The following is a 284-nucleotide window of genomic DNA, read 5'->3' on the forward strand; positions in this document are numbered from 1 at the left end:
CAACGGCTAAACACACAACGGCGCCATCAGCACCCACGTTGAAAGCAGTTACATGCGAAGCTACAACAATTGGTGGCACAGCAGAACCAGGCTCAACGGTTACAGTGACATTCCCAGACGGAACAACGGCAACAGGCACAGCCGATGATCAAGGTAACTATACAATCGAAATCCCATCAAATGTAGATTTAGAAGGTGGAGAACCAATCAAAGTTGTAGCTACAGATAAAGATGGCAACAAATCAGAAGAAGCGACAACAACGGTTAAAGACACAACGGCGCCA

At 46.8% G+C, this 284-nt stretch carries 1 protein-coding gene; it reads left to right on the forward strand.

Features of this window, described 5'->3' with window-relative positions; genetic code table 11:
- A partial coding sequence (locus KA814_RS13490) for an Ig-like domain-containing protein (RefSeq protein ID WP_245335679.1) occupies positions 1–284 on the forward strand: 284 nt, incomplete at both ends.

The organism is Staphylococcus sp. GDY8P196P, assembly GCF_017891705.1.
GTDB lineage: Bacteria > Bacillota > Bacilli > Staphylococcales > Staphylococcaceae > Staphylococcus > Staphylococcus ureilyticus.